Source organism: Verrucomicrobiota bacterium (genome assembly GCA_037139415.1).
Classification (GTDB): domain Bacteria; phylum Verrucomicrobiota; class Verrucomicrobiia; order Limisphaerales; family Fontisphaeraceae; genus JBAXGN01.
The window spans coordinates 1-2,053 of the sequence record JBAXGN010000366.1 but is presented as its reverse complement, the minus strand read 5'-3'; the positions used below and the strand labels follow the sequence as shown (position 1 = coordinate 2,053).

General features: G+C 59.5%; 1 protein-coding gene. It reads right to left on the bottom strand.

Annotated elements, in window-relative coordinates; all coding sequences use genetic code 11:
- Nucleotides 1–75: 75 nt before the first annotated feature.
- Nucleotides 76–1,887, bottom strand: coding sequence for a glutamine--tRNA ligase/YqeY domain fusion protein (locus WCO56_29720; GenBank protein MEI7733781.1), 1,812 nt, complete (start codon nt 1,885–1,887; stop codon nt 76–78).
- Nucleotides 1,888–2,053 lie beyond the last annotated feature (166 nt).

Sequence of the window (2,053 nt, the reverse complement as noted above, 5' to 3'; positions counted from 1 at the left end):
TCATGCACTTTTTCGGCGCTCTTGCGCCACGCAAATAGTTGGCATTTCGCCTGCTATTGGTTGCCGTCTAAACCCTTACGCTTTACCAGACTCTTTGGCCCACGTATCGCGCAGGGTAATCGTGCGGTTGAACACCGGCTTGCCGGGTGCGGCATCCGCATCCACGGCGAAATACCCCAGGCGTTCGAATTGATAACGCTGCTCGGCAGACGCTGTGGCCAGCGACGGCTCCAGTTTCGCGGTGATGGTCTCCAGCGAGTGCGGGTTCAGATGCGCCTTGAAATCGCCTCCGGCATCCGGCTCCGGTACATGGAACAAGCGGTCGTACAGCCGCACTTCGGCATCCACCGCATGCGCGGCGCTCACCCAATGGATCGTGCCCTTGACCTTGCGGCTGGAAGTGGCCCCGCCGGTTTTACTGTCCAGATCGGCGGTGCAATGCAGCTCCGTCACGTTGCCGGCGGCATCCTTTACCACCTGTTCGCACTTGATGATGTACGCGTACTTCAGCCGCACCTCGCCGCCCGGCCGCAGCCGGAAATACTTCGGCGGCGGCACTTCCATGAAGTCGTCGCGGTCAATGTACAGTACCCGGCTGAACGACAGCTTGCGCGTGCCGGCATTGGGATCCTCCGGATTATTCACCGCATCCAGCTCCTCGACCTTGCCCTCGGGATAATTGGTCAGCACCACCTTGATGGGGCGCAGCACCGCTAGGCGACGCACGGCGCAGGCGTTCAAGTTCTCCCGAATGGCGTGCTCCAGCAGCGCCACATCCGTAAGCCCGTCATATTTGGTCACCCCGATGGTGGTGCAGAAATGCCGCAGGGCGACGGCGGGCACGCCGCGACGCCGGAAACCGGAAATCGTTGGCATGCGGGGATCATCCCAGCCGCGCACCAGTTTTTCCTGCACCAGTTGCAGCAGCTTGCGCTTGCTCATCACCGTGTAGCTCAGGTTCAGCCGCGCAAACTCGAACTGGTGCGGCAGCGGACGAGGCAGGTCCAAATTCTCCAGAATCCAGTCGTACAGCGGGCGGTGCACCTCGAACTCCAGCGTGCAGATCGAGTGGGTGATGCCTTCAATATAATCGCTCAGGCAGTGCGCAAAATCGTACATCGGGTAGATGCTCCAGGCGCTGCCGGTGTGGTGATGCTCCACATGGCGAATCCGGTACAGCACCGGGTCGCGCATCCAGATGTTTGGCGAGGACATGTCCAGCTTGGCGCGCAACGTACGCGTACCGTCCGGGAATTCCCCGGCCTTCATCCGCTGGAACAGGTCCAGATTCTCCGCGACCGAACGGCTCCGGAAGGGGCTTTCCTCGCCCACGCGATCCGGTGAGCCGCGCAGCTTGTCCATATCCTCCGGGCTGAGATCGCAGACATACGCCTTGCCCTTTTTAACCAGCGTCACGGCGTACTCATAGATCTGTGCAAAATAATCTGAGGCATAAAACGGCTCCAGCTTGCCGCTGGCCGCCTGGCCGGTCAACACCGCCGCCATGTGAAAATCCGGCTGGCCGTTATGGGTGATGGCCTCGGGGGTCTTCCCCACCGGCTTGAGCCCCAGACGGTCGTTGGCCCAACCCGCAATCAGCCAATTGACATCCTGCTGGATGGACTCGACATACTCGACATCCTCCTTGGCCGGGTTGGTATCGTCCATGCGCAGGTTGCACTGGCCCTGGTTCTCCCGGGCAATGCCGAAGTTCAGGCAAATGGACTTGGCATGGCCAATGTGCAGATAGCCGTTGGGCTCGGGCGGGAAACGGGTGATGCTCTTGGCATACTTGCCCGCCTTCAAATCCACCGCCACAATGTCCCGAATAAAATCGGAGGGCGCCGGTTGGGCGCCGTTCTTTTCCAGTTGATGCTCAGTCGTCATAACAAAAACGGGGGCTAGCATTAGCCAATTGCCCGTGAAACTCAAGTACTCATGAACAAATCTTGCAGCGATGATGGCAGACCGGAACCAGTCGTCTGTCTGTCTCTTTTCCCTAGCAGCCTGTCGGACTTAGAAAAGCAGTTTTTTTAAGAAGCCCGGACATAAT